This is a genomic window from Commensalibacter melissae (assembly GCF_003691365.1).
In the GTDB taxonomy this organism is placed as follows: Bacteria; Pseudomonadota; Alphaproteobacteria; order Acetobacterales; family Acetobacteraceae; genus Commensalibacter; species Commensalibacter melissae.
Genome location: NZ_CP033087.1, coordinates 1,293,353 through 1,315,679, shown reverse-complemented (window position 1 = coordinate 1,315,679; position 22,327 = coordinate 1,293,353). Strand labels below are relative to the sequence as shown.

The following is a 22,327-nucleotide window of genomic DNA, read 5'->3' as shown; positions in this document are numbered from 1 at the left end:
TGATCTTTTATATAAATGGATTTTATCGAATATTTCAGGCGATGAAAACAGACATTTGTTTTTTTGATCTATGAACTGGGATTGTTCATTTTAGTAGACCATTTATTATGCTATATAATGTAGCAAATACAAAGTCTTAATCTTAAATCAAATATAGAAATCATAACAAAATCAGATAATTTCCATGAAAAAACCAAAAAGAAGCGGAACTGTCATTTTTCATCCAGAAAAGATTCCGGCAAAACCGAAAATGAACAGGTTGGAAATTGTATCGCAATTTCAGCCCTCAGGAGATCAGCCAAACGCCATCAAACAACTTACTGATGGAATTGAGGCTGGAGATCGTGATCAGGTCTTATTGGGTGTAACAGGTTCAGGCAAAACTTTTACCATGGCCAAGGTTATTGAGGCTGTGCAAAAACCAACCTTGATTTTAGCACCCAATAAAACGCTTGCAGCGCAGCTTTATGGAGAAATGAAAGAATTTTTTCCAAATAATGCGGTTGAATATTTTGTCAGTTATTATGATTATTATCAACCGGAAGCCTATGTGCCTCGATCTGACACTTATATAGAAAAAGATAGTCAGATCAATGAACAGATTGACCGTATGCGACATGCGGCCACACAGGCTTTACTAGAACGTAATGATGTTATTATAGTTGGCTCTGTTTCCTGTATTTACGGTATTGGATCTCCAGAAACCTATTCTCATATGGTTGTGCGGGTTGAGGAAGGCGGAGTGATGAATCGTGAGGATTTGCTAAAAGCTTTGGTAGAACAGCAATATCGTAGAAATGATATGGCCTTTCAGCGGGGAACGTTTCGTGTAAGAGGCGAAACAATAGATATTTTTCCCGTTCAAAACGCTGATCGTGCCTGGAGAATTCAGCTCTTTGGGGATGAGGTTGAATCAATTAACGAATTTGATCCTTTGACCGGGGTTAATACAGCAAATTTAAAGTCGATAACTATTTATGCCAATAGTCATTTTGTTACGCCAAGACCAACCTTGAATCAGGCAATTAAAAATATCAAGGTTGAGTTGAAGGAAAGAATTGATCAATTTGTAGCTGAAGGCAAATTGTTGGAGGCCGAACGTATTCAACAGCGTACAACTTTTGATCTTGAAATGATCGAAACAACAGGATTGTGTAAGGGTATTGAGAATTATTCCCGTTATCTTTCAGGACGCAATCCCGGTGAACCTCCGCCTACTCTTTTTGAATATCTGCCAGAAGATGCCTTGCTTATCGTGGATGAAAGTCATGTAAGCGTACCTCAGATAGGAGGAATGGAACGGGGGGATTATGCACGTAAAAAAACGCTTTCGGATTTTGGTTTTCGACTCCCTTCTTGTATGGACAATAGGCCACTTAATTTTGCGGAATGGGATTGTTATCGTCCCCAGAGCATTTTTGTCAGTGCGACACCAGGTCCCTGGGAGTTAGAGAAAACAGGAGGCGTGTTTATTGAACAGGTCATACGTCCAACCGGTTTGACTGATCCTGTTACTGATATAAGACCAATTGAATTGCAAGTGGATGATTTATTATCCGAGGCAAATAAGGTCATCAAGAAGGGTGGACGTGTTCTTGTTACAACTCTAACCAAAAAATGGGCTGAAAAATTAACTGATTATATGAGTGAAGCTGGTATAAAGGTACGTTATCTTCATTCAGATATCGATACTTTGGAGCGTATAGAGATTATAAGGGATTTGCGTTTGGGTGTGATAGATGTTCTGGTAGGGATCAATCTTCTAAGGGAGGGTCTGGATATACCAGAATGTCAATTGGTGGCCATTCTTGATGCTGACAAAGAAGGATTTTTAAGGTCAAGAACCTCTTTGATACAGACGATTGGACGGGCAGCAAGAAATGTTGATGGGCGTGTTTTATTATATGCGGATAAAATGACGGACAGTTTAAAATATGCGATCGAAGAAACTGCAAGACGTCGTGAAAAACAGACACAATGGAATGAAGATCATAATATTACGCCAGCAACAGTAAAAAAGAAAATTGGAGAGATCATTGCTTCTGTTTATGAACAGGATTATGTAACGGTTTCCCCAACAGAATTTTCTGATATTCATTCTCTGGTAGGGAAGGACCTGAAAGGAACCATAGCAGAATTGGAAAAAGAAATGCGTAACGCTGCCACCAATCTTGAGTTTGAAGAGGCTGCTCGTATACGAGATGAAATAAAGAGATTGGAAGATTTAGATATGGGATTAATTTCTGATATTGAACCGACAATCCGTACCAGAGAAGATGGGAGAATCCTAAAAAGCAATTTTAAACCAAGACCTCTTGGACCTGGTGGGGGAGGCTATAGTCCATCGAGGCGTCAAAGATCAAAGAAACATTAAATAGGGATGCGGGATGCTGGAAATTAAGGCGGGAAATAATAGAATTGGCATATATCCTTCTTTGGGTGGAGCCATAGCATATTGGTTGAGAAAAGATTTATTGATTTTTTATCCAGTCGAGCGTTCGCCCTTGACGAGACATTCTGACCAGATTATTGCAGCCTATCCAATGTTGCCTTATTCTAATCGTATTGCAAACGGTAAATTTAAATTCAATAACAGTGTTTATCAATTAACCCCCAATGCGTCGAACGGAAAGGATTCCATTCATGGTAATGCATGGCAAAGGTCTTGGGATCTTGAATCCTTTACGGAAAATAGTGTTGTTTTAACTTTGAATTATAATCCGGATAAGGGATCTCAAAAGGAATGGCCCTATGCATATTTTGCCAGGTTGAGATATTGTGTTTATGAAAGTGGATTGTTTATACAAATGTCATGTAAAAATACTGATATTTGCAAACAACCCATCGGGATGGGCTTTCATCCCTATTTGCCAAGAAGAAATCTTGTCGAAATCGGTTTTTCGGCACCGTCTGTATGGAACAATGGTCCGGATGGATTGCCAGAGGGTCGCATGTTGAACGAAGATCAATGGAACTTTGATCAAATGCGTATTTTGAAACAAGACGATTTTCTGGATAATTGTTATGTGAACTGGAATCGCGAAGCGTTTATCCGCTGGAAATATAGTAATAGTTTCTTAACGGTTTCTGCCAGCGTTATTTTTCGGCATTTTGTTGTATATACCCCACCAGACCAATCTTTTTTTACTATGGAACCGGCAACTAACATGAATAATGCAATCAATATGCCAGAAATTTCGGATCGCGGCTTGTTTATCTTAAAACCGGGGCAAATTTTAAAAGGCAGGATATTCTATTCCTTTATGGGAATATAGAAATTATTTTAGAATTTAGGTTTGTTTATATGTCTTTACCTTATATCACCCCTTGGGGTTATACACGTTTAAAAAAGGAATTATTGCAACTATTGCATGAAGAGCGTCCAAAAATAGTGGAGATTGTTTCATGGGCAGCCGGTAATGGAGATCGATCTGAAAATGGAGATTATCTTTATGGAAAAAAAAGATTGCGTGAGATTGATCGTCGGGTTCGATTTTTATCCAAACGGTTAGAGAACGCACAAATTGTAAACCCCAATGATCAACAGGGAAAAAATCGGGTTTTTTTTGGTGCTACAGTGCGTTATTTAACCGAGGATGATTGTGAGCATAGGGTTACTATTGTTGGAACAGACGAAGCAATCACGGAAAAAGGGCAAATAAGTCTAGTATCCCCTGTAGCTAGGGCATTAATGCGTGCTAGAGTAGGGGATGAAATAAGGTTGCAAACCCCTGTTGGTGAAAAATACCTTGAAATATTAGAAATCACTTATGATGCAGAGTCAGAATAGAATGGATATTTAAAAATGTTAAAAATCGCGGTACAAATGGATCCTTTGGAAAAGATAAATATTCATGGAGATTCAACATTTGCATTGATGCTCGAGGCACAGGCTCGTGGTTATTCACTTTTTGTTTATTCTGTAAATAGCTTAAGTTTGTTCAACAATGAAAAAAGTAAGTATGTAACAGCACGAGGTCGAAAAGTTAATATTCAAAAGGTTACAGGTGATCATGTAAAATTTGGAGAAGTGGAAACCGTGAATCTGGCAGATTTTGACGTGCTGTTGATGCGCCAGGATCCACCTTTTGATATGGGATATATTACTGCCACACATATTCTGGAACGTATTCATGGTGTGGGCAAGGACAAGGTATTTGTTGTAAATAATCCAAAATCCGTTCGAAATTCACCTGAAAAATTAATGGCTACATTTTGGCCTGAATTAATGCCTCCCACGCTTGTTTCCCGCGATGTCGAAACAATTCGGATGTTTAGGGAGGAATACAAAGATATTGTTGTTAAACCGTTGTTCGGGAATGGGGGTGTAGGCGTTTTTCGCATTCAGGATGAGGATGAGAATTTTAATGCATTGTTAGAAATGCAGTTTTCAATATCCAATGAACCCCTGATGGTGCAACGTTACGAGCCTTCCGTTAAGAGGGGAGACAAAAGGATCATTTTAGTTGATGGGGAACCTATCGGTGCAATCAATCGAGTTCCGCAAAAAGGAGATATGCGATCCAATATGCATATTGGGGGAGTGGCGGAGAAAACTCAATTAACTGAACGGGATCTTTATATTTGCTCTAAAATAGGTAAAACCCTGAAAGAGCAGGGGTTGATTTTTGTTGGGATAGATGTATTGGGGGATTACCTTACTGAAATTAATGTCACCTCACCAACAGGGTTACAAGAGCTGGACCGTTTTAATCAAATGAATTCTGCCGCTTGTATCTGGAATGTTATTGAATCCTATCTATAATGAAAAAGAATTAAAGATTATTTTTCTTTGTTATCACTGGATTGATCAGAATTCGATTTTGAAGGCATTGGCGGTATCGGGTCATCCTTGCCAAATTTGTTATCAAACCACTCGTATATTTCACGATGTTTTAGGTAAGTAAAATTATAGCTCCATAGTATGATTGATCCAATCGCGAGGATCCATACCACAATTGTCATTAACATTTTAACGCTTAAGTCCTAATTATATTTTATTTATTTGTTAACAAAATGGAGTATAGACATAATTCGGGAAACAATAAAGAGAGTTCGATGAATTTTGATTATCCAAAGAAAAATTATAAAAAATAATACTTTAATTTTAAGGTAAATAAAAAAAATTTCTATTTTTATGAAATTGGATTATAAGGTGTTATTTTTGTATTATTTTGTTATTTCACCAAATTTGGAGCAATAGCGTGTCTCCTTTACCTCATACTGCCTTAAATGCAGATGCAGTTAAGCTTGCCTATCGTCGCTGGGCCAAGGTTTATGATACTGTTTTTGGTACAGTTTCTTCATTTGGCCGACGATGTGCCGTTGAAAAGGTTAATTCTTTACCGGGGAAAAAAATATTAGAGGTGGGTGTCGGAACTGGCCTGGCTTTACCTTCTTATCATAATGATAAAAGAGTGACGGGTATTGACCTTTCAACCGATATGCTGGAAAAGGCCAAACAGCGTGTGAAAAAAGAAAAAATCGATAATGTTGATGCATTGTTGGAAATGGATGCTGAAGCAACGACTTTTGAAACGGATTCTTTTGACATTGCGGTCGGCATGTTTGTTGCCTCGGTTGTGCCTCATCCAGACCGATTGTTTAAGGAATTACAACGTGTAGTGAAGCCTGGTGGGCATATTCTTTTTGTGAATCATTTTATAGCTCAAAAAGGACTCCGGTCATATGTTGAACGAATTATGGCTCCTGCCTCCAAGGCATTGGGTTGGCATCCCGATTTTGCCATTCAGTCCTTGTTACCACCAGAAGTGTTAAAAAGGGCTGAAGTAAATTCGGTTCCGCCTTTAGGATTATTTACTTTGGTTAGTTTTGAAAGATAGATATACTCTAAAAAAAGTATATTTGTGGAAAATTATTAATGAGAATCAATTATAAAGTAGGAATGAGTGCCATTATTTTGGCTATCTTGGCAGGATTAAGTGGAGGGATCACCGCTTTATATTACCAACTGAATGAATTTCTACCTTTATTATTTCAAATTCATGACCAAACTGCTGCTATTAACATTTTCCAGACTCATGCCAGAATGATGGTTTTTTTTGTCTTACAGCCAGCATTAATGGTAGCCTTCGGTTCATGGTTCTTTCCTGTTTTAATTGGAAGCAGAAATTTTGCGTTTCCATTAATCAATATCCTTTCAATCATTTTATTATGGACAGGATTTTTCTTTAATTTTTTTTCCTTTTTTAATTCAGAAACTGGATTGATGAGCTTGATAAGCCTGGTATTTTGGTCAATTGGTTCGGTTTTATTTTCAATTAATGTCCTTGTTACTTTTATTAATAATCGTGGGCAGGATATTAAATATTACTCAATTCCCCTATTTGCCTGGATGCATGTTATAAGTGCGAGTTTTTTATTGGGAGTGGGATCAATATTATTGGGGATATTAACACGAGATTATTTCAATTATAATATGCAGTTGGATTGGGCGATTTCACAAACTGTTAAAAATTTCGTTTTTCCCATGGTTGTAGTTTTAATCTTGCCATCTTTTGGTATCTTATTTCATATTTTTCAGACAATATCAGAAAAGAAAATCAAATCGGATAAAATTTTATTAATTGGTATTACAACAGCATTCTCTCTTCTATTATTTTTATTTTGGAATAAATCCATATTTACAGAAATCTACTTTCAGACAGATTCATTTGCGAACATCGAAACTATATTTGCTGTTGGTTTATATGGATTGATATGTGTTTTAAGTATTTTTGCATTGAAATTGTTTAAAACAGGCTTAAAAAACATATCAACGCCTATGCTATGGTCGTTGGGCTGCTTGTTCCTTTTACTTTTTGCCTGGCCATATAAAGGATTAATTCAAGGAATAAATCAGATTCATTCAACTCTAACTTATGCAATTATATTATCAATTTTTGCAGGGTTTTATTTTTGGATGGGTAAAATTTTTGGAAAACAATATTCAGAATCATTGGGAATTTCACATTTTGTAATTACAATGATTGGAATTGTTCTGACATTGAAAATAATCCCATTAGGTAGAAACACAGTTTTTTGGGGTGACATATTTATGGGACTATCCATATTTGTTTTTCAGGGTGTGATTATCAATGCCATATTTTATAACGTGGTTAAACCTGTAGCCAATTATTGGGGTAAAGGTGCAATCACGAATGAATGGAAATTGCCTTCTCCCATGTTTACTGCAAACAAGCAAAACAGATGAGTAAAATTCAGATTGAGAATAATGCTGTCAACCAGCGTATACGCTTCAACCCACTAATTGTTGGAAGCAATGTCAGGGATTGGTTCCTTCTGTTAAAACCGAGGGTTATTTCTTTGGTTGTTTTTACAGGAATTGTCGGCATTATTTTGGCACCTGGATATGCAAACCCTTTTATTTCTTTGATAAGTATTATTTGTATTTGTCTTGCGTCAGGAGGTGCTGGTGCCATTAACATGTGGTACGATCAGGATATTGATCGTGTTATGAACAGGACTATAACCCGTCCTTTGCCCTCGGGGAGGGTTCAATCTTCAGATGCTTTGATTTATGGGGTAACTGTATCCATTATCTCTGTCATCCTTATGTTTCTGGCTACAAATTTTTTTGCAAGTTTTATACTGGCGTTTTCAATATTTTATTATAGTGTGATTTATACAGTTTGGTTAAAAAGATCAACCCCGCAAAATATTGTTATTGGTGGGGCAGCGGGTGCTTTTCCTCCCTTGATAGGTTGGATAAGTGTAACTGGACAGATCCAATTATTCCCAATAATACTGTTTTTGATTGTTTTTTTCTGGACACCTCCCCATTTTTGGTCTTTATCCCTATATGCTTGCAAGGATTATGGACGGGCTGGTATTCCCATGCTTCCAGTTGTGAAAGGGGCCAGACATACACGGTGGCAGATTTTCATATATACTATTTTGTTGGCCATTGTCAGTTTATTGCCTGTGTATTTTCATTTCACGCATAGCGTCTATATGGTGACAGCGTTGATATTGAATGTTGGATTTATGTTTATGGCCATTTGTGTTTTACTTGAAAAACAGGATCATTCAGGAAAAAGTTTAAGAAGTGATAAAGCGGCAAGATGGTCTTTTCGTTTTTCTTTGATTTATCTCTTCTTTTTATTTTTAGCCTTGATTATAGATCATTATATTTATGATTTATGGGGTGTCTAATATCAATCATGATATATTTTGAAAAAAAAATATCCCTTGAAGAAAGGCAGGAAAAAAAACGCCGTAACATTCAAAGGAATAAAATTTTATTTTATGCATTTTTGGGATTAAGTGGGATTTTATATATTATCACCTTAATCAAAGTTTAAACTATTTCTGTTGTTGGATGGCAGACAACAACCACCAATTATGATCAACCGATCGTACGAAAGTCCAAAGTTCTGTTACAGTTACAGGCTGATTTGGATTACCTTCTACAACGTTTCCGTTATTGTCGGTCGTTATATCGATTAGCGAATAACGCATAGCCACTGTAGCATATTCACGTGTACCTTCAGTCCAAACTTCGGAAAGATCCCCTTGTTCAAATTGTACATTTGAAGTGCTGTTATGCAGACCTTTACTAGCCAAATCAGTAAGTTGCTCATTGAAATAAGACACCATCTCGGGAGTGGCAATTTTTTGCATACTTCCCAAATCCTGATGATTCCAGGCTTCCTGTATTTCGATGAGTCGTTGTTGGAAAACAGTATAATCGTTTTGATTAAGTTGTATATTTGATTCCTTGATATATTCCTTAATCGGATTTACTGAATTATTGTTTCCTTGTCCTTTATTAATGGCAGAATTTTTGCGAAAATAACGGATACCAAACCATACCAGAAGCCCAAGAACTATAATCCATACAAGAGATCCTGATGAATTATGCTTTTTGGGTGTCTGTTGAGACATTGGTGTCGGATGTGATTGCATTGTATTGGGATCTGACGGATTCATGTTCTGATCAGTATTTTGATTGGCATTAGCAGCGGGAGTTTGGGCGTTGGTTTGATGATGACCCATCAACATATCATAGGCAGCTGCTCCGGCAACTCCTCCGGCAACTCCTTTAAGAAAATTTCCTCTTTGCGGAGCTGTTGCGTTATTGGGGGATATCTGTCGCGTAGTTGGAGCTGACGGTGCTACAGGGCGCGCATTAAAACCTGAATTATTAGTTGCTGGAGGTCTCGTCATGGTACGTTGAAAAGATTGTCCTCCATTAGGTGTTATTCTAGTATAGGAAGGTGAGCTGAAGGTTCTGCTTCCCCTGCTACCCATGGAAAACCCTCGTCCTGCTCTTGCTTCAGCTTGATGAGAGGAAGAAATGAGGAGCGGGGGGCTAATCAAAGCAGCACTTAATAAAAATAACAGTGTACGGCTGTGTAAGGTCGCACGTTTCATTTTATTGATCCATCTCTTAAGGTTATGAAATTATTGTCCAGCAATACTGATTTCATCAATCCGTAGAGTTGGACTATTGGTAGTATATCTGAAATCAAGATCGTTTGCGACGTGAAGTTTTGAAAACATGTCCATTAGATTGCCAGCAAGTGTGAATTCCATAATTGGTTCAGCAATTTTTCCATTTCTGATCATAAACCCACTGGCGCCACGACTATAGTCACCCGTGACAATATTGACCGATGAACCTAATAGTTCTGTTATGTAAATACCTTCTGCAATATCTTTCATCAATTCTTCGGGGGTTTGTTCGCCAGGCTGAATATACAGATTGGTTGTCGTTGGTGTAGGTGGAGATGATGGACCTCTGGTTGCGTGACCGTTGCTTTGCAGACCGAGTTGTTTTGCTGTACGATTGTCTAACAACCAATTGGCTATTTTACCAGAATCAACCAGTTTCAATTCTTCAGGAAACAATCCTTCAGCATCAAAAGGACGAGATGCCAACCCTCTTATTTTGTATGGATTATCAATAATGGTTATATTTTCGGGAAAAACAAACTGTCCCATTTTCTCTTTCAAAAAAGAAGTTCCTTTTGCAATTGCATGACCATTTAATGCACTTGCCAGATGAGAAACAATGCTGTTGGCAACCCGAGGATGAAAAACGACAGATAATATACCTGTTTTGGGTTTGGAAGGATTTAATTTGGCCAACGTTTTACGGGCGGCATTTTCACCGATGATTTTGGGGGACTGTAAATCCTGAAGATGAACAGAGGAATGAAAGTCATAATCTCTTTGCATTTCTGTACCGGTTCCTGCCAGAACACAAACAGCCAGCGAATGAGAGGTACGTTGATAAGATCCCAAAAAACCCTTACTGTTTGCCAAGGTCATAGCTGTCTTGCCATAACTGCAGCTTCCTCCCATACTATTTGTTATTCCTTTTATGGTTATTGCGGCAGTTTCCACGGCTTTGGCTTGCTCAATCATCTGTTTGGTTGATTGTTCTGTAGGGTCATACAGATCTAGCTTTTGCGGTTCAATATAATTTTTTCCTGAGGGTGCGGGCAATTCGGCATAGGGATCCTCTGGCAATATTTTTGCCATTGAAATAGCATGCTCTACCAGCTTTTCCATATTCTGTTGTTGCAAATCAGTTGTTGAGACTGTTGAAACGCGTTTGTTAACTAAAACTCTTAATCCAACTGTTTTTGATTCGGAACGTTCAAGCTCTTCCACCTGACCATTTCTGACCTGCACACCAACGGATGTAGATTCAAGATAGATTGCATCCGCATCGGTCGCCCCTGCCTTTTTAGCCTTTAAAATCAGGTTTTTGATAAAATCTTTATGATCTGTCATTGTGCAAGACTTTCGGTAATACTTGATAGAAATGGAACGTTTTCAATAGGACCCAGTGCTGTTAGCGTGGGAACACGGGTAAAAATGTGTTTTGCAGCTTGGCATATGTCATCAAGGGTGACAGCATCAATGCGTTTGGAAATTTCCTGGGGGGAAATGATCCGGCCATAAATCTGTAAATGACGTGCAAGTTGTTCACAACGGCTGTTAGTGCTTTCCATTGACATTAACAGGGAAGACTTTAATTGAGCCTTGGTGCGTTGTAATTCCTCGGGCTTGATGTATTTTTGAATATTTTTCAATTCTTGTACAAGAACAGGCATTAATTCCTTAACCTGTTCTTTACCAGTACCTGTATAAATACTGAATATTCCATCATCCTGATGGGTGAGGTTATAAGCGTAGATTGTGTAAACAAGCCCTCTTTTTTCTCGTATTTCCTGAAAAAGACGAGAGGACATTCCGCCACCGAGAATAATAGATAAAAGAATGGAGGCATAATAACATGGATGTTTGAATGTAAATGATGGAAAGCCCAGAATAATATGTGCCTGATCCAAGTGTTTTAATTTTCTGAATTCCCCACCTTTATATAGGGCTGCAACAGGAGAGACTGATTTTTTTTTGGGTAAGTCTTTGAAATATTTGTTTACATACGCAACAATTTTATTGTGTTCAATATTACCAGCTGCAGAGAAAATTATATTTTCCGCATTATAATGTGAATTCATATAGTGTTGCAGATGTTCTTTTTGCAAAGATCTGATAATACTGCTTGTCCCAAGAGTGGGACGTCCCATTGGTTGATCGGGATAAGCGGTTTCCTGGAAATAATCGAAAATGATTTCATCAGGTGTATCATTAACTTGACCGATTTCCTGAAGAATAACACTTCTCTCTTTTTCAAATTCTTCCGCATCAAAAATACTATGGGTCAAGATATCGCCCAGAATATCTGTCCCCAGTTCCACATCATCCTTTAAAAGTTTAAGATAATAGGCTGTAAGTTCGCGGGCGGTAAAGGCATTGATGTGTCCACCAACATTTTCAACCGTTTCCGCAATAACGGATGCAGAGCGCGAGTGTGTACCCTTGAAAGCCATATGTTCCAGAAAATGGGATATTCCATTTTCTTCAGCCTTTTCATATCTTGTCCCGACTGAAACATAAGCTCCCATGGAAACGGTTTCTACATGTTTCATCTGTTCAGTCACGACCAACATGCCGGAAGGAAGACGTGTGATATTTATGGCTTGATTCATAATTATCCTAAAATTAAAAATTATTTTGATAGGCTACAGTGCGGACTGAATTTTCAATCGCTTGTAAATCTGCAGGAAGAATTTGATAGTTTTCTTTTCTTTCATATAAATCCGCCATTGCAAGTGGCAGTGGAGGAAGAATTCCTGTTGCCTGTTTTATCGCATCAGGGAATTTGGCCGGGTGAGCTGTTGCAACAGCTACCATAGGGACATTTTTTTCAAGATATTTTTGTGCGGTTATTATTCCGATTGCAGTATGTGGGTCTGCAAGATACAGTGAATCTTTGAAAATTTTTGTAATGGCTTTTTTCGTTTCTTCATTATTCAGTGACATTCCCTTAAAATTCTGCGTCGCTTTTGTCCAGGATTGTTCAGGAATATTCATTTTTCCATCCTTGCGGAAATTTTGCATGATTTGACAGCATTGCGCTGCATCACGATCAAGCAACTCAAAAAGCAACCGTTCAAAATTCGAAGAAATCTGGATATCCATTGAGGGAGATAAACTCGGTTTTACCTCTTGTATACTCATGTCATTATTTAATAAAAAGCGTGTTAGGATATCATTATGATTGGAGGCGACTCCTAAAAATCTAATGGGGAGCCCCATTTTCTTTGCCGTCCATGCAGCAAGTATATTGCCGAAATTTCCTGTTGGGACAGTAAAGGAAACCTCACGGTCAGGAGCGCCTAAACATAGTGCCGCATAAATATAATAGGGAATTTGTGCGGCGATACGTCCCCAATTAATGGAATTTATGGCAGATAAATGCATTTCTTTACGGAATGGCATGTCCGCAAACATGGACTTGACTAAATCCTGGCAATCATCAAAGGAACCTTTAATGGCAATATTATTGATATTGGGTGAAAGGACGGTTGTCATTTGACGACGCTGAACTTCTGAAGTGCGTCCATAGGGATGTAAAATAGTGACCGTAAGATATTTACTGTCCTTAAAAGCCTCTATTGCGGCAGAGCCTGTATCGCCTGACGTCGCACCTACAATTGTGATATGCTCCTCTCGTTGGCTGAGAACATAATCAAACAGGCGTCCCAAAAGCTGCATCGCCATATCTTTAAAAGCCAGGGTGGGACCATGAAAAAGTTCCTGAACAAAAAGGTTGTGTTCAAGCTGAACCAAGGGGACAATTGCTTTATGGTTAAAGCTTGCGTAGGATTGTTTGCATAAATCCAAAAGGATGGGAGCAGGTATATCATCCCCTGTAAATAAACCAATAATTTTTGCGGCAAGTTCTGAATAATCAAGCTTTCTCAATTCCCTAAGATCATTATGGGAAAGGTGTGGCCAGGTTTCAGGAATATATAAGCCTCCATCTTCTGCAAGACCCGTAAGGAGCGTATGAGAAAAATTTAAAATTGGGGCTTGTCCCCGTGTGGATATGTAACGCATGGTAACCTGTTTTTTAGATAGAGTTTATTTTAAGGGTGGAAGGTCAATTTTGTAAATCGTCAAAGGCCATTTAATCGTTGAATGATTATTATGATCCAGTGCCGAATGATGGATAAACTGATTTACAGGAGTATATAGGGTTTTATCCTGTAGAACAAAAGGATGAGCGGGCCATTGTAGGCGGGGATCCGTAACAATTTTATTTAAAATGCGTCCCTGGGTAAAACGATAGATACTGTTTGTGGATATGTCAGTAAAATAAAGATTGCCTTCATTATCACATGTGATCCCACCTGAAGAGGGAGTTTCAAGCCATAAAATCATCGCTTCATTTAATTCGGATTCCGAATATGTAGGATCATTGAGATACATGGTGTCGATACGATAAAGTGGTCCACTGACAGCCTGATAATAAAGTCTTTTTCCGTCGGGGGTGATTGCGATTTGGTTAACATTGAAAAAAGAATTCTGATCGCTACTTGGACGTATAAGATTATGATTGACGATAATGGGTTGTCGAGAATATAGGCTGGATGAATTGCTTAAGACACGTCTAGCTTGATTATTGTTTAAATCCATAATAATCAAGGCGGGAGCACCTTTATCTGCAAAATAAGCATGATGGTCGTGGACAGCCAACGCATTAAAAACCGATTTAGGCAAAATGACAGAGGAAGGAATGGGATAGGTATCAACAACCTTATTGGTTTTAATATCTATCTTAATTATTTTAATGCCTTTTTTATTTGGCTTGTTCCCGAATTTATCGATACCATTATCAATGATCCATAGATAACCATCAGGTGTTAAGGTCATTCCAGACAATCCAACAAATGCGTTTGAGGGATCAAGGTTGGATGTCTTGTTCCAGTCATTCCATTGACCTCCCGGATATGGAGTAACTGAGTTATCAGCGTTTATAGTTGCCAGAGAAGGGCCTGAATCTCTATTGTAATTGAAAAATTGAACAAAAATTCTTTTTTCTGTATCAACCGCAATATAATTTGGAATATATTGATTAACAGTTGCAACGCTTTGTAACGCATTGGATGGTAATAGAGAGGGTTGATCTAATTTTTGCTTTGCCATACCCTTGTCAAAAGAGACGAACACAACCATCAGGATCATGGACAGGGCAATGAAACAATATTTTAAAATGCTCATGATGAATATTCTATTACCAGTTAATTTTTGTTTATTTATAAGTTAAAATCAAAGATTATGATAGAGACTAACCTTATTTAATACTGTTATTCTCATAATAGAATAAAAAAAATGTATAACGCACGAAATTTTAAACCAAAAAATTTGTATTGATTAATTTTTGACCATTTTTCTGTTTATAAAGTGACATTTGTTTATGACAAATTATAAGCTGTTGATAAAATTGGGTATGGATTACATATCCGAGGGAAAATTTCAAGAAGCGGATCAAGCTTTCTTTGAAATTTTAGAAAGCAATCCTGATGAACCAGATGCATTATATGGGCGCTCACTTGTTTTTTATATGGCCAAAAGGTTTGATCTATCCATAGGTTTCGCAGGTAGGGCCGTCCAATTTTCTTCCAAACCTGAATATTATGTAATTCTTGGGAAAGCGTTGCATTGTCAGGGTCATTTAAATGAGGCTAAATCAGCGCTAAAAAGTGCAATTATTTTACAACCATCCGATGATCGGGCATTAAACGCCATAGCAAGAGTTTATAATGATTTAGATGATTATACACGTGCCGAACAGGCATTTAAGCAGGCGGTTGAATTACAACAGAAGACATTCAATTATTGGAATGATTTGATCGATTTTTATTGGGATCGGCATTTTTATGAAACAGCTTTGTCGGTTGCACAGGAATCTGTCAGGAATAATCCAGGAGAAATAGATTTTCTATTCAAACTTGCATTGGTTTTGCAGGCGTTAAATTTGTTGGATGAAGCTGTTATTGTTTATAAGAAAATTATTCATTTAAAACATGATGATTACGGTGCCTATGCTAATTTAGGGGGGATATTATTTCAATTAAATCAAATTGATGAAGCCAAACATTATTTGGAAAAAGCATTTGATAAGCAGAATGACAATTCAGAATGTCAGGTTAATTTGTCCCTTGTTTATATGGCAGAGGGATCATTGCTGAAATCTCTAAAGTTACTGAAGAAGGTTTATGACAAATTTCCAGCAGATCTGAAAATAGGCTTGAATTTAGGTACGTTATTTTTTGAATTAGGAATGATTGACGAGGCTGAAAAACTGTATATTAGATTGTTTCATGATGATGATTTACATTTTTTGTCAGAGGAAGATCAGAACAGAATGAAATATAATTTGTCATCGATATTATTGGCTAAGTGTCAATTTAAAGAAGGCTGGAGACTTATGGAATCTCGTCATCCTTTACTTGAAATTGCTCCAGAATATTCTGATATACCTTTTTGGGACGGAAAAGTGCTAAAAGGCACATTGCTGATAAGATCAGAACAGGGATTGGGGGATATTCTTCAGTTTATCCGGTATCTACCATATTTAGATAAAAACCTTTCTATAATTTTGGAAGTTCCTTTACCAGTATATCGATTGGTTGGATTGGTTATTGTTCAACAAGAATTAAATAATATTTGTAAAGTTATTGTAAAAGGGGAGGAAATTAATCAGCCAATTGATTTCCAGGCAAGATTAATGAGTTTGCCCTATTTGTTAGATATCAATTTCATTCCAATTATGCCTACAGTTATTCTTGATAAAACAAATGAAATAGTTTTGCATGAAAACAAATTTCATGTTGGAATTTGTTGGGCAGGTAGTCCGGATTATCGATTTGACCGAATAAGGTCTATATCTTTTAAATTATTATCAACGTTATTTTCAATTCAACATGTGATTTTTCAATCTTTACAAATTAATTTTTCTCAGAAATTACTTGATAAATATAAAATATTGACTTTACCACAGGGTGATTTACTTGATACAGCCATAATTATGCAGAAAATGGACTTGATCATAACAGTTGATACTGTAATAGCGCATCTTGCCGGTATTTTAGGTAAAGAGATCTGGCTTTTAAACCGTTATGGTGGGGACTGGCGATGGTACAATCAAAGTCCCGATATACCAAAAAAGAATTTGTGGTATCCAACTTTGACATTATTCAAACAAGAAAAAGCGGGGAATGGGGAAGAGAGCTGGCAAGCTGTCATTGATAAGGTAAAACTTGCATTGGAAAAAAAAGTAAGTAAATTTATAAATTGATATTTTCTGACTGAGGTTGATTTTGTGTTACCTTAGATTTTTCAGATTGTTGACCAGTAATTTTTTCTTCAGCTTGGTATAGTTTTTGAAGAATAGCGTCTCTTATGAGAGACAATTTGGTTTTATCTTGAATTTTTAGACCAAACGCGTCTTTAACATAGAAAACATCCACAGCTCTAATACCATAAGTTGTAATATGGGCGGAACTTATCTGTAGATTTTGTTCCTTAATAGTCTTTGTCACATCATAAAGTAAACCAATCCGGTCACGTCCATTGATTTCAATGACGGTAAAACTGTTAGAAGCCTGATTATCTATAACAACACGGGGAGGGACATGAATTGCCCGCATACGTCTTCCATATAACAGGTGATGGGAATAATTATATATGCATTGTTCTATGTCTGTTTTCTGTTCAAGAGTTGAATGAATTAATTCCTCAACTCTTTTCAGGCGGTGGGGTTCATCAAAAACATCTTTGGAGGCATTTTGTATCCAGAATGTATCCAGAATCATGCCATTTGTGAGGGTGTGAATTCGTGCATCCACAATGGATGCCCCAGCAATCGATAGGGCACCTGCGATTTTTGAAAATAAACCGGAGTGATCCTGTGTATAGATGGTGACTTCTGTGACACCACGGTCATGAATGGGATGGGTATGGACCGTTAGGGGAGAGCTTGATTGATTCGCTTTTGTAATTATTTCCGCGTGGCGCAAATATGTGTCTTGATCAAAAGATAGCCAATAACTGGCATATCCCAGCTTGATAAAATCATCAATTTCCCATGAATTGAATTCTTTGCTATTCAACAGGTTGGTGATACTATCTTTACTCTGGTGGACTCGGGTATCTTGTTCAGCAGTTGCAAGACTTCCTTCTAACACCTCGGATATTCGGTTGTAAAGTTCGACTAAAAGGGTAGCTTTCCATGCATTCCAAACTTTATCGTTAACGGCACGAATATCAGAAACGGTTAGTAAAAATAATAAACGAAGACGTTCTGGAGATTGAATGGTATCAACCAGATCCAAAATTGTTTTTGGGTCATCGATATCGCGTTGAAATGCAGTACTGCTTAAAAGCAGGTGATGAAGGATAAGCCAGGAAACGGTATCTGATTCATCGGCTGACATATGCAATCTTGCACAAATATTAACCGCCATTTGAGAACCAAGTTCAGAATGATCTGAACCTTTGCCTTTGCCTGAATCATGAAGAAGGGTGGCAAGATATAATGCCCGTCGTGACTGTAATCCCTGAATGAGTTTGTAGGCAAAATGCAAATCCTCGGGATAATATCCTGCTTCGAGTAGCGCCAAAAGTTTGACAGCTTCAATACTATGTTGATCAACGGTAAATACATGATAGGTATCAAATTGCATCTGTCCCACCATATGACGCCATTCAGGAATGAACTGACCCAATACACCTGTTGTATTAAGGATTTGCAGCCAATGAAAATTATATTGTTCGTCCGAGACTGGGTCAAACGGAACAGCTATCTGACGTTCATTTTTATTCTGGCTTAGACGTTTATAGCGTGCCTTTGAAGTAAGTACTTTCGGTATATCGCATAACAGATCAAGGAAAATATGGGAAGCCTCTTTGTCCCCACGTAATAGGTTGGTCTGTCGTTCCGCTCTGATCATTTGATGAATTGCCAGAGGATGAATGGCACGTTTTTGGGTCTGGGCAATCTTAAGCATCCGCATCATGTAAATGGGCTGATTGTCAAATGAAATTTTTGGCGTTGGAAAAAGCTGGTTTTCTAAAAGGGCAAAACCGGTATGTTCAAGAAATTTATTGTTTTGGTAATCGGTTATTTTGAGCCGTTGGGCATGAAGATATAAAGCCGCCTCGATAACATAGGTTAAACGCGTTATTTCGCGGGCCGTAAGAAAATAATGTCGCATAAATCGTTCAACACCGACTTGTTGTCCATGTCGTGTGTATCCCATCCTCCCCCCAATGATGGGCTGCATATCAAAAGTCAATCGGTCTTCAGCTCGTCCTGCGATATAGTGCAACTGAAAACGAACCGTCCATAAAAAATTATGCGCTCTCCTTAAACGTCGAACCTCTTGTTCATTCAGTACATTCAAGGATCCGATATATGGATTGATGAAGATATTGTCCTGCTGATTTAACCCGAGGATATAGCGGCATTCCCAATGAATTGTCTGTAAGTCTCTTAGTCCTCCCAAACCTTCTTTGATATTAGGTTCAACTAGATACGGAGTTTCTCCAAATTTTTTGTACCTGTTTTTTTTCTCTTTACGCTTTTCCTGAATATAACGAACATCACCCACGGTTTCATGGGTCCTTTTGAATTCAATACTAAATTGGTTGAAAAGTTTCTGATCTCCGCTTACAAAACGTGAATCAAGTAAAGTGGTCAAAATGGTTATGTCTTTTTGTGCTGTTGAAAGACATTCCGAAATGGAACGTGTGGCATGACCAACTTTTAACCCTAAATCCCAAAGAAAATATAAAAATTGTTCAATCGTATTGAGCAGATTGCTTGAGGGACGCTCAGACGTTAAAAAAAGAAGGTCAATATCACTGAACGGGGCAAGGGCCTTTCTTCCATATCCACCTGTCGCGACCAATGCTATGGAATGTGTGGCGATATCTGTGGAGGGTAAGGTTTTATAGATAAAATCAAATATAACGGTAATTAAACCGTCAATATATTCGGCCAGTTCCGTGGCGGCTTTCAGTCCTGGAATTTTGGATATCTCAAATTCGGATTGAATTTGTGTCTGGATGCGCCCGAGATGACGTCTGAAAATCTGAAGCAATTCCTCTCTGGATAAATCTGGATTATTATTTAAAATCTTTTGAACGTAATTGCGAAGAGATTCTGTCGCTTTTTCAGGGTTAGAGGAGAAATTAAGTAAAGATTGCTTCAATTTATTTAACCAATTTCATAATAGAATAAAGGGCATTTACAGACAATAATTAAAAAAAAATCATCATCTATCAATAACTTTTTTTAGTTTATAAAGAATATTTATGGCATTTATTGGAGTGATTTGATCCGGATTGATTTCCATAAGGGCAGTTTTTATTTCATTAAGCATTTTTCGTTTTTTAGTATCAAAATTTACTTGGGAATGATCCTGATTTCCAACCGTTGCATCAGTGTCTGATAGAGGAAGTGAGATTTGGGAACCATACTGTTGCGTTTCAAGAGTTTGTAAAACCGATTTTGCCCTGTTTAACGTTGTTGTTGGCACACCTGCTAACTGTGCGACATGAATACCCCAACTATGTTCGGCTGCGCCAGGCACTACCTCATATTGGAAAATTATGGAACCTTTCCATTCTTTAATTTTCATGGTAAAATTTTGTATAAATGGCAAATGATGGGTCAATTGTGATAATTCATGAAAATGTGTGGCAAAAATTGTACGACATTGTATCGTATTATGCAAGGTTTCTAATATAGCCCAAGCGATGGCCAATCCATCCAGGGTTGAAGTTCCTCTTCCTATTTCATCAATTACAACAAGAGAACGGGGACCAGCCTGATTTAGAATTGAAGCTGCCTCGGTCATTTCAACCATAAAGGTTGATCGACCATTGGCAAGGTCATCAGAGGCACCCACCCTTGAGAACAAGCGATCGACAATTCCAATTTCAGCATTTGTTGCAGGTAAGGGCAAACCACTTTGTGCAAGAATGACGTTTAGGGCGACTTGTCTTAGGAATGTTGATTTTCCCGCCATGTTAGGACCTGTAAGCAGCATAACCCTTTTATTGTTGGATAAATTGCAGGAGTTGGGTGTAAACTTATCAGGTTTTTGTAACGCGACCTCAACAACTGGATGGCGTGCGTTTTTAAGTGTGAAGCGTGTATCATTGGTTAAAGTTGGTACACACCATTCTTGCGAGGAATAAAGCGTCGCACATGACTGTAAAACATCAATGACAGCAATGGCGTTTGCCAGAAGCGGCAAATCCATTTCCCGTAACGTTTCCTCAATCAGCTTATCAAAAAGCATCTTTTCATATTCTGCAGAAATGGAGGAAGCTTCAAGGATCTTTGTATTTAAGATATTTAATTCGTCGGTTGTATAACGTGCAAGATTAACTGTTCCCTGTCTTAAAATCAGTTCTGGACAATCTTTTAATTTTGCGGCTGCAGTACGACTGAGCTCAATGATATATCCCAATTGGTTGCTAAATCGAATCTTTAATGTGGAGATATCATATTTTTTGCAGTATTTTTGTTGCAAATCAATAATTATTTGCCGGCTTTGCTGATGAAGATGACGGTAAGTGTCAAGCTTTTCATCATAACCCTCTTTGATAATTGAACCCTCTTCCAGTTTAAGGGGAGGATTTTCCATCAAGGCTTTGGTTAAATTTTCAAGAAGGATGTTTCCTGATAAAAGATAATGCCTGATTTTATGGATATAGGGTGGAGTTCGATCAATTTTTTTTTCGTATTTCGACAAGATTTGTGCTATTTTTCTGGCAACATGCAAACCGTTTCGTATGGATGCCAGATCACGGGGAGAACCTCTGCCGACCGAAATTCGACCCAGAGAGCGGGCAATGTCTGGCGAACCTTTCAGGGTCTGGCGTAGAAGGGTTAAAAGCTGTGTATTTTGATATAGATAAATCCATCCTTTTTGTCGGGCTTCAATTTTATCGATTTCAGTCAGGGGTGACGACAGCCAATTTGCCAACATTCTTGAACCTGGTGCCGTAATGGCACGGTTAATGCTGGAAAATAGGGTAAATTGGTTGTTGCCGGCATTATTTTCAAGAATTTCAAGACTGTTTCTCGTTGCTTGATCAATAGCTAGGATTGATTCGTATTTTTGTGATTGAGGACGTGATAATTGTGGAATTCTACCATTTTGTGTTTGGCCAATATAGGTGATCAGTTCATATCCAGCAATAATTTCTTCATTTTTGAAATCACCTAGTGCGGATAAGGAGTTGATATTGAATAAAGTCGCAAGTTGTTTTTGAGCAATCTTGATATTACTGATTTCATTCAATATTGTTTGACGATTTTCATACGAATTTAGATATAATTGATTGGGTGCCAAGATTTCAGAGGGATTGATACGGGCTAAAAAATCATCTAATTGAAAGGATTTGAAATAGCTAGTTTCAAAAATTCCTGTTGAGATATCAATCCATGCCGCTCCCAGATTGGAGGAATTTTTTTTAAGGTCAGGGATGATACAAAGGATATAATTTGGTTGAGAAGCGTTTAATAATTCATCTTCGGTCAGGGTTCCTGGAGTGATTAAACGTATAACAGCTCTTGAAAGCGGGCCTTTTTGATTTTTTCCTCTTTTTTTTGGACTTTCTGTTTGTTCTGCAACAGCAACCTTGAATCCTTTTTTGATGAGACGAGCAAGATAGGTTGCAGCAGTACCAACGGGAACACCACACATGGGAATTGGCTGTCCGGCATGGGTACCACGAGCAGTCAGGGCAATATCGAGTGCATTTGCCGCCGCTTCTGCATCATGAAAGAACAGTTCAAAAAAATCACCCATTCTAAAGAAAAGAAGGGCATCAGGATGTTCTTTTTTAAGAGAAAACCATTGTGCCATTACGGGTGTGGCACCTTTTGCAGAAGGAAGTGTCATATATACCTGTTTAAACCGCT

The 22,327-nt window shown here is 37.9% G+C and carries 16 protein-coding genes; 8 read left to right on the top strand and 8 right to left on the bottom strand.

All coding sequences use genetic code 11. The features are described 5' to 3' along the window. Window positions 1-184 precede the first annotated feature (184 nt). Genes uvrB through gshB form a run of 4 tightly spaced genes read left to right on the top strand, consistent with a single transcriptional unit; the run spans window position 185 to window position 4,765 of the window. Window positions 185-2,374 (top strand): excinuclease ABC subunit UvrB, encoded by a 2,190-nt coding sequence (uvrB, locus tag D9V35_RS05985; protein ID WP_122123768.1) that lies wholly within the window; start codon window positions 185-187, stop codon window positions 2,372-2,374. Between the two features lie 13 nt (window positions 2,375-2,387). Next, window positions 2,388-3,275 carry an aldose 1-epimerase gene (locus D9V35_RS05980; RefSeq protein WP_122123767.1) on the top strand — a complete coding sequence of 296 codons (888 nt, stop codon included), beginning with the start codon at window positions 2,388-2,390 and terminating at the stop codon, window positions 3,273-3,275. Window positions 3,276-3,304: 29 nt separating this feature from the next. Next, window positions 3,305-3,790 (top strand): transcription elongation factor GreB, encoded by a 486-nt coding sequence (gene greB, locus D9V35_RS05975; protein WP_122123766.1) that lies wholly within the window; start codon window positions 3,305-3,307, stop codon window positions 3,788-3,790. A gap of 15 nt (window positions 3,791-3,805) precedes the next feature. Next, window positions 3,806-4,765 carry a glutathione synthase gene (gene gshB, locus D9V35_RS05970; RefSeq protein WP_122123765.1) on the top strand — a complete coding sequence of 320 codons (960 nt, stop codon included), beginning with the start codon at window positions 3,806-3,808 and terminating at the stop codon, window positions 4,763-4,765. 17 nt (window positions 4,766-4,782) lie between these two features. On the opposite strand, the gene D9V35_RS05965 is transcribed toward gshB, so the two are convergent. Beyond that, the gene (locus D9V35_RS05965; RefSeq protein WP_122123764.1) at window positions 4,783-4,971 is read right to left on the bottom strand and encodes a hypothetical protein; all 189 of its coding nucleotides are present in this window, start codon (window positions 4,969-4,971) and stop codon (window positions 4,783-4,785) included. A gap of 197 nt (window positions 4,972-5,168) precedes the next feature. On the opposite strand from D9V35_RS05965, the gene D9V35_RS05960 reads away from it, so the two are divergent. From D9V35_RS05960 to D9V35_RS05950, 3 genes are read left to right on the top strand one after another with little or no spacing between them, the layout of a single operon-like run. Beyond that, window positions 5,169-5,843 carry a class I SAM-dependent methyltransferase gene (locus D9V35_RS05960; RefSeq protein ID WP_370552722.1) on the top strand — a complete coding sequence of 225 codons (675 nt, stop codon included), beginning with the start codon at window positions 5,169-5,171 and terminating at the stop codon, window positions 5,841-5,843. A 38-nt stretch (window positions 5,844-5,881) separates the two neighbouring features. Next, window positions 5,882-7,213 (top strand): cbb3-type cytochrome c oxidase subunit I, encoded by a 1,332-nt coding sequence (locus D9V35_RS05955; protein ID WP_122123763.1) that lies wholly within the window; start codon window positions 5,882-5,884, stop codon window positions 7,211-7,213. Next, window positions 7,210-8,175, top strand: coding sequence for a heme o synthase (locus D9V35_RS05950; protein WP_122123762.1), 966 nt, complete (start codon window positions 7,210-7,212; stop codon window positions 8,173-8,175). Before D9V35_RS05955 ends, D9V35_RS05950 begins: the two co-directional genes overlap by 4 nt. Window positions 8,176-8,325: 150 nt before the next feature. Here the strand turns inward: D9V35_RS05950 and D9V35_RS05945 are convergent, their stop codons facing one another. From D9V35_RS05945 to D9V35_RS05925, 5 genes are read right to left on the bottom strand one after another with little or no spacing between them, the layout of a single operon-like run. Further along, entirely contained in the window at window positions 8,326-9,396 is a 1,071-nt protein-coding gene (locus tag D9V35_RS05945) for a Tim44 domain-containing protein (protein ID WP_240993348.1), read from the bottom strand. 30 nt (window positions 9,397-9,426) lie between these two features. Continuing rightward, window positions 9,427-10,764: a TldD/PmbA family protein gene (locus D9V35_RS05940; protein ID WP_122123761.1), complete on the bottom strand. Its 1,338-nt coding sequence runs from the start codon at window positions 10,762-10,764 to the stop codon at window positions 9,427-9,429. Further along, a complete protein-coding gene (locus tag D9V35_RS05935; RefSeq protein ID WP_122123760.1) occupies window positions 10,761-12,026 on the bottom strand; it encodes a M16 family metallopeptidase in 1,266 nt (421 codons plus the stop codon). Before D9V35_RS05935 ends, D9V35_RS05940 begins: the two co-directional genes overlap by 4 nt. A 13-nt stretch (window positions 12,027-12,039) precedes the next feature. Beyond that, window positions 12,040-13,440 (bottom strand): threonine synthase, encoded by a 1,401-nt coding sequence (gene thrC / locus D9V35_RS05930; RefSeq protein ID WP_122123759.1) that lies wholly within the window; start codon window positions 13,438-13,440, stop codon window positions 12,040-12,042. A gap of 24 nt (window positions 13,441-13,464) precedes the next feature. Continuing rightward, complete coding sequence (locus D9V35_RS05925) at window positions 13,465-14,604, bottom strand: L-dopachrome tautomerase-related protein (RefSeq protein ID WP_122123758.1); 1,140 nt, start codon at window positions 14,602-14,604, stop codon at window positions 13,465-13,467. A gap of 196 nt (window positions 14,605-14,800) precedes the next feature. On the opposite strand from D9V35_RS05925, the gene D9V35_RS05920 reads away from it, so the two are divergent. Next, window positions 14,801-16,684 (top strand): tetratricopeptide repeat protein, encoded by a 1,884-nt coding sequence (locus D9V35_RS05920; protein ID WP_122123757.1) that lies wholly within the window; start codon window positions 14,801-14,803, stop codon window positions 16,682-16,684. On the opposite strand, the gene D9V35_RS05915 is transcribed toward D9V35_RS05920, so the two are convergent. Both D9V35_RS05915 and mutS read right to left on the bottom strand, forming a co-directional pair. Next, on the bottom strand, window positions 16,674-19,601 hold the full coding sequence (locus tag D9V35_RS05915) for a [protein-PII] uridylyltransferase (protein ID WP_122123756.1): 2,928 nt from the start codon (window positions 19,599-19,601) through the stop codon (window positions 16,674-16,676). The genes D9V35_RS05920 and D9V35_RS05915 overlap by 11 nt on opposite strands. A 63-nt stretch (window positions 19,602-19,664) precedes the next feature. Further along, window positions 19,665-22,307, bottom strand: coding sequence for a DNA mismatch repair protein MutS (mutS, locus tag D9V35_RS05910; RefSeq protein WP_122123755.1), 2,643 nt, complete (start codon window positions 22,305-22,307; stop codon window positions 19,665-19,667). Between the last annotated feature and the right edge of the window lie 20 nt (window positions 22,308-22,327).